This window comes from Citrobacter sp. wls826 (assembly GCF_005281245.1).
GTDB classification, from domain to species: Bacteria; Pseudomonadota; Gammaproteobacteria; order Enterobacterales; family Enterobacteriaceae; genus Citrobacter; species Citrobacter braakii.
Genome location: NZ_SZWS01000024.1, coordinates 90,082 through 96,584 on the forward strand (window position 1 = coordinate 90,082; position 6,503 = coordinate 96,584).

Sequence of the window (6,503 nt, forward strand, 5' to 3'; positions counted from 1 at the left end):
GAGCGTATCCGGTGCCTCATCCATAACATCGACGCCCGCACCACCGTGTACGTGGGTATCAATGTAAGCTGGACAAAGCAGTTCAGCGTCGCGCTCCATAACACCGGATGGGATTGGCTCTATTGCTGCAATGATACCGTCTTTAATATGTAATTGATGATCATCCAGCCATCCCTGTTCGGTTAGTAGACGCCTGGCGCGCAATCGCTTTGTCATATCCCTTCCTCAACGGGGTTTTCCTCGCGACAGCGTCCCAGCTCGTCCACCAGACTGGTTAAACCCCTGTGTCCGCACTCCAACGCCTGCACACGAAACGCTTCGCTGCTCAGGCCGTCGCGCTCCAGCACCATCTCCAGTAGCAGTTGTAGATTGGTACCGGTGATCACTTCAGTACCTTGCCTTTGCATGGCCAGTGTGGAAGCTACGCGAAATGGCGTCCCGCCCAACAGGTCTGTTAGAAACACGATGTCTTGCTGAGCATCCAGTTCACTCACTGCCTGTTCAAGTTGCGAGGTGAGTAAGGCCGTGGTTGAGGTTTCCGGAAAGTCGATGGCGATGAACTGAGTCTGTTCACCCAAAATCTGTTTCATCGCTTTTTCCATTCCGCTGGCAAACCCGCCATGGCCCGTCAAAATAATACCTAACATCTACAACCCCTTATATTTACAGGAAGTGACAGAACTTACCTACGACGCCAAGCACCACGGTAATGGCGATAAGACGAAGAGGACTCCAGCCACGCCGGACCAGCCAGAACATAGTCAATGTGTAGACCAGCGGTAAAAATGCTGGCATCAATTTGTCTATAACGTCTGTTTGCAGTTTCACAACCGCGTCGCCAGCAGTAATTTCCAGCGTAGTGCTCAGGCGAACATAGGTCGCTACCAGCGCGCCGATCACCGTCATCCCAACGATGGATGCAGCATGTCCAACCTTTTTGGTGTTAGCTTTAATTAGCGGGATGGCAGCAACGCCCATTCGATAAGCATAGTGTGCTAGCCCAAAGCGCAGACCAAGATGAACCACGTTAAACATAACAATAAAGACAACTGCGCCAAGAATAGAACCTTGCAGCGCCAGACTGGCCCCGATACCACCGCAAATAGGCAATAACGTTAACCAGAACATGGCATCACCGATACCGCCAAGTGGAGCGCCTACGGCAATCTTGGTGCTTTGAATACTGTTTACATCCTGCTTGGAGCGTTCCATCGCAAGGATAATCCCGATAACAAACGTGACCAGGAACGGGTGCGTGTTGAAGAAGCCCATATGGCCTTTCATCGAACGCGCCAGATCGCGCTTGTTGGTATGGATCTTTTTCAGTGCAGGTAACAGGCCGTACAACCATCCTGATGCCTGCATACGTTCGTAGTTAAAAGAGGCTTGTAATAACATTGAACGCCAGGCAACACGGTTGATATCTTTTTTCGTCAGCTCGGCACCGATATTCTGGTCTTCGTAGACGTTTTCATTGGTGCCGGACAGCAGCGTTTCTTCGGTTTCGGAAACGTTCGGCAGAGCCGTTTGATTAGATGCCATCTTCGAATTCCTCTTTTTGTGCTGCGGGAGCTGTAGGTTCAGGTGATTTACGCAGAAAATCGATCAGCGCCATTGCCAGTGCTGCTGCTGCGATCGCCAGCACAGGGAGTTTGAGCCAGGCTGCGGCTACAAAACCCAGGATGAAGTAGGGGATATAGACGTTTTTCATCATGATTTTCAGCAGTACGGCGAAGCCGATAGCTGGCATGATGCCGCCTGCCACGCCGAGGCCGTCAATCAGACGAGTCGGCAGAACATCTATAGCGGTTTTGGCATGTTCCGCACCAAAGTAAATCGGCAGGAACGCGCATAAAAAATAGAAGGTCCCCAGCGCCAGCAACGCCAAATAGTTGACCCGCTCAATTCCTGCGGTATCGGCATTTGCTGCCATGCGATCGCACCGAGCCATCACCCCTGACATCACAGAGAACAGGAAGGTAATCCCCATCTGTACCGCTACGGCGAACGGTACCGCCACTCCTACGGCAACTTCGGGTTTTACTCCTGTCGTTATGGCAAACGTGGTTCCCACGATAGTGCCGATAATCACGTTTGGTGGCTGAGCTCCAGCCAGCGGGGCCAGGCCCATCCACACCAGTTCCAGCGTACCACCTGTCAAAATACCGGTATGCAGATCGCCCAGAATCAGGCCGACCAGCGGCCCGAGAACAACCGGGCGGTGCATGTGCGTTAACCCGTTGAACATATCCAGGCCTGCAATAAAGGCGAGAATACCCAACGCAAAAGCCTGCAACAGACTAATTTCCATTGTGAATACCTCAGAGAAGTTTATAGAGGTCCTGGGCGGCTTCTGTTGGAACGCCCTGAACGAAGCACTCCACCCCAGCGGCTTTTAGCCCGTTGAACGCCGTAATATCGGCAGCGTCTACAGAAACCGTTTTGGCGATTTGTTGCTTGCCGTTGGCATAGTGCATATTGCCAACGTTGATACGGTTAACAGGAACACCGCCTTCAACCAGACGGAAGAAATCCGCAGGCGATTTGCAAACCAGCAGAATTTTCTGGCGATCGGCGGCACGGTGAATATTGTCGATCACTTTTTGTAGTGACCAGAAGCGTACGGCGATCCCTTCTGCCAGTACCATTTCCATCAGGTTTTGCTGTACTGGGTCTTCAGCCACTTCATCGTTAGCGACCAGCACCAGATTTGCCCCCGCAAATCCGACCCATTGCACACCAACCTGACCGTGAATCAGACGTTCATCAATGCGACTTAATACAATGTTTGGCATGGTATTTTTCTCTTTTTTGTTATTCGTTACGATCTGGAGCACCCAGGCAGGCGCAGTGATATTGCTGCAGTATGTCCTGAATATGGTTAATGATGAGTTCTCGCGGTGTGGCGCTGAGATCTCCCCCGCGCACTTTTACGTACTGCAAGGGTAAATACTGGCTAATTAGCGGCAGTGGAATGGGGTCATCCGCCAGATTACGCACCAGACGTTCGAATGCTTCATCAATCTGGTTGTCCGGCCAGTAGTAACGAACCCGATCGGAGTAGCTATAACCGCGGGCCAAACGGCGCGCGTTGCCATCGCCGTGATAGTGGCTCTGCCAGTATTCTGGTCGATCAAGCATCACGCTTTCCAGCACATGTCGCAGGCCTGAACTGGCTTTTGCTGGCAGCAATTCTTCTTCAATAGCGGCTAACGAAAACAGTGCTTCGCGCAGGGCGAATGTCAGCGCGGGTCCCACTTTCAGAATGGCGAAGTGATCCATCACCAGTTGGCGCAAGGACTGTGGCGTTTGGTAATCGGTAGAATGCGCTTCAAAAACCAGCGTGTCGTAGTCTTCCACCATTTTGCTGAGTGCCACGGCTTTCTGCGGTTGATAATCAATGATGTGTGTGTGGTCGAATTCAACGCCAGGTTGTACCACCAGGGCGATAATACGCGGCCAGATACCTTCCAGCCCGCGCTTTTCAAAGGCGTGATAATGGGCCTGTAACGTTGCACGTGCGGCATCCGGCGTTGTTACCGCCAGTTCGGTTAACGCTTCGTGAGCGCCACCAGGAACCGGAACTTCTGTGCCGATCACATAGACCAGGTCAGACTCACCAAAATGTGCCATACAGGTTTCTTCGGCTACTTTTGCCAGGCGTGCGGCGCGCTCGGCGACGATTTCATCAGTCAGGGGAACCGGGTCGTTAGTACACGACATGCTGCAATCGAGGTGGATCTTTTTAAAGCCTGCGGCGACATAACTCTTGATCAGATCGTCAGCGTTGGCCATTGCCTCTTCTGCTGGCAGATTTTGCCAACGGTTTGGCCCAAGATGGTCCCCGCCGAAAATCAGCATATCCTGAGAAAAATTAAGCGAGTCGGCTAAACGGCAGACAAAACTGCGAAAATCGGCTGGAGTCATCCCCGTATAGCCGCCAAACTGGTCAACCTGATTAGAGGTTGCTTCGATCAACAGCGGTGTATGATTGGCATGGGCGTAGCGTATTGCGGCTTCCAGTACGATTGGATGTGCGGAACAAACGGCATAAATCCCGTTTGCCTTCCCCCATTTATGCTGCTCGACCATTTTAGTTAGATGTTTCACTTTCCTCTCCAGGTCAGATAACTGCGACATCATTCTTTCGTTTTGTTTCATTTAATACTGCATCATGGTGGTATAAAAATAAAACGAAAGATAATGGTTTTCCGATCTGTTTCACAAAAGAAACGCAATGAAAGGTTTCAGCGTAAGTCTGTCTGGCTCTTACCCGTTTACGGGGCTTGCATTCACGTAAAAGAAAGGCGTTAATAGACAAAACGAAATAAAACGAAAGATTCAACTAAAGGATTTCATATGAGTAACACCGAGTCCTCTGCAGACAAGCGCGTTATCGGCACTAGCGAAAGACGTGAGCAGATCATCCAGCGATTACGGCAGCAGGGAAGCGTTCAGGTTAACGATCTTTCTTTATTTTTTGGCGTCTCCACGGTCACTATTCGTAACGACCTCGCCTTTCTGGAAAAACAGGGGATTGCGGTACGCGCCTATGGTGGAGCACTGATTTGCGAAAGCAATGCGCTTGTTGTGGAGCCTTCTGTTGAAGATAAGAGCTCACTCAATACGGCGGTAAAACGCAGTATTGCCAGAGCCGCCGCGGAGTTGATCAAACCGGGGCACCGCGTGATTCTCGACTCCGGTACCACGACGTATGAAATTGCCCGCCTGATGCGCCAGCAAACCAACGTCATTGCTATGACTAACGGTATGAATGTCGCCAATGCGTTACTGGAAGCCGAAGGGGTTGAGCTGCTGATGACCGGCGGCCATTTGCGTCGTCAGTCGCAATCATTTTATGGCGATCAGGCAGAGCAATCGCTACAAAATTATCACTTCGACATGCTGTTTCTTGGCGTTGATGCCATCGATTTAGAGCGTGGTGTTAGCACACACAACGAAGATGAAGCGCGTCTCAACCGTCGGATGTGTGAAGTGGCTGAGCGTATCATTGTCGTTACTGACTCGACGAAGTTTAACCGCTCCAGCCTGCATAAGATCATTGATACCCAGCGGATTGATATGATTATTGTTGATGAAGGTATTCCAGAGGATAGTCTGGAAGGTTTACGTAAACATGGGATTGAGGTTGTTCTGGTGAGTATCTGATAAAAAAGTCGGGAAGTTTGCGAACTCCCCGACCTGTAATCGAATTTAGCTTTCAGGAATCAGGTCACTGGCGCCGGGTTAAACACCGCCAGTTGGTTATGCAGTCCCCATTGATCCGAGAAGGTTTTCTTACGCCCGCTGGCGACGTCGAGAATAAACTCGAACAGTTTCAGACCCACGTCTTCAATGGTTTCTTCCCCGGTGGCGATGGTGCCTGCGTTGATGTCCATCAGGTCAAACCAACGGTTGGCCAGCTCAGTACGGGTCGCCATTTTTATCACCGGCACGGCCATCAGGCCGTACGGCGTACCGCGACCGGTGGTGAACACCTGCACGGTGATCCCGGAAGCGACCTGCTGCGTACCGCAGACAAAATCACTGGCGGGTGTAGCCGCGTAAATCAGGCCACGTTTGGTTGGGCGTTGGCCCGGCGACAAGACTTCGACAATCGCGCTCTTGCCAGACTTGGCAATAGAACCCAGCGCTTTTTCCACCACGTTTGCCAGACCGCCTTTCTTGTTGCCTGGAGAAGGGTTGGCGCTGCGATCCGTTTTGCCCATATCAAGGTAGTTATCGTACCAGGCCATCTCTTCAAGCAGGCGTTTACCTACTTCTTCGTTAATCGCACGTGGGGTCAGAAGATGGATGGCATCGCGCACTTCGGTAACCTCAGAGAACATTACAGTGGCGCCGCAGCGTACTAACAGGTCGGAGGCATAACCGACCGCCGGGTTGGCCGTCACGCCTGAAAACGCATCGCTGCCGCCGCACTGCATGCCGACCACCAGTTCTGACGCCGGGCAGGTTTCACGCTGGCGTTGATTGAGTTTTGCCAGATGGCGTTCGGCCACCTGCAAAATATCGGCAACCATCGATTGAAAGCCAACGTGTTTTTCATCCTGCAGGCTGACGATGCTGGCGCTGTCGACCGGAATACTTTTCACATCGTGCGTGCCTTCCAGCAGGCGCTCGGGCTGCAGTTTTTCGCAGCCGAGGCCAATGACCATCACTTCACCGCCAAAGTTCGGGTTTAGCGCAATATTGTGAATGGTACGAATCGGCACGATGGCGGCTGGGGCATTAATCGCCACGCCGCAGCCGTACAGATGATTGAGTCCGACCACGCCGTCAACGTTCGGGTATTTGGGCAGCAGATCGCGCTCAATGATTTTCACCACATAATCCACCACGCCCGCCACGCAGTGCACGCTGGTGGAAATACCGAGCAAATTCTTGGTGCCGACACTACCGTCCGCATTGCGATAACCTTCGAAGGTGTAACCCTCAAGAGGCGGCAGCGGCTCTGGCACTTTGGTTGCCAGCGGCAGCGTCTC

At 52.1% G+C, this 6,503-nt stretch carries 7 protein-coding genes and 1 pseudogene; 1 reads left to right on the top strand and 7 read right to left on the bottom strand.

Annotated features, from left to right (window positions below):
- The 6 genes and pseudogenes from FDW87_RS21840 to kbaZ all read right to left on the bottom strand — a co-directional run.
- Nucleotides 1-216, bottom strand: a pseudogene (locus FDW87_RS21840) (N-acetylglucosamine-6-phosphate deacetylase); the annotation flags it as partial.
- The gene (gene agaF, locus FDW87_RS05505) at nt 213-647 is read right to left on the bottom strand and encodes a PTS galactosamine/N-acetylgalactosamine transporter subunit IIA (RefSeq protein WP_016157552.1); all 435 of its coding nucleotides are present in this window, start codon (nt 645-647) and stop codon (nt 213-215) included. The gene agaF and the pseudogene FDW87_RS21840, both read right to left, overlap by 4 nt.
- Nucleotides 648-663: 16 nt before the next feature.
- The gene (gene agaE, locus FDW87_RS05510) at nt 664-1,542 is read right to left on the bottom strand and encodes a PTS N-acetylgalactosamine transporter subunit IID (RefSeq protein ID WP_003024929.1); all 879 of its coding nucleotides are present in this window, start codon (nt 1,540-1,542) and stop codon (nt 664-666) included.
- Nucleotides 1,532-2,311 (bottom strand): PTS N-acetylgalactosamine transporter subunit IIC, encoded by a 780-nt coding sequence (gene agaW / locus FDW87_RS05515; protein ID WP_003839998.1) that lies wholly within the window; start codon nt 2,309-2,311, stop codon nt 1,532-1,534. Before agaW ends, agaE begins: the two co-directional genes overlap by 11 nt.
- A 10-nt stretch (nt 2,312-2,321) precedes the next feature.
- Nucleotides 2,322-2,795: a PTS N-acetylgalactosamine transporter subunit IIB gene (gene agaV / locus FDW87_RS05520; RefSeq protein ID WP_016157550.1), complete on the bottom strand. Its 474-nt coding sequence runs from the start codon at nt 2,793-2,795 to the stop codon at nt 2,322-2,324.
- Nucleotides 2,796-2,814: 19 nt separating this feature from the next.
- Nucleotides 2,815-4,140 (bottom strand): tagatose-bisphosphate aldolase subunit KbaZ, encoded by a 1,326-nt coding sequence (gene kbaZ, locus FDW87_RS05525; protein ID WP_137379517.1) that lies wholly within the window; start codon nt 4,138-4,140, stop codon nt 2,815-2,817.
- A gap of 219 nt (nt 4,141-4,359) precedes the next feature.
- Between kbaZ and FDW87_RS05530 the strand changes: the two genes are divergently transcribed.
- The gene (locus tag FDW87_RS05530; RefSeq protein ID WP_016157548.1) at nt 4,360-5,169 is read left to right on the top strand and encodes a DeoR family transcriptional regulator; all 810 of its coding nucleotides are present in this window, start codon (nt 4,360-4,362) and stop codon (nt 5,167-5,169) included.
- 59 nt (nt 5,170-5,228) lie between these two features.
- Here the strand turns inward: FDW87_RS05530 and garD are convergent.
- Nucleotides 5,229-6,503: galactarate dehydratase (gene garD, locus FDW87_RS05535; protein WP_252363018.1), on the bottom strand; the 1,275-nt coding region annotated here is incomplete at its 5' end.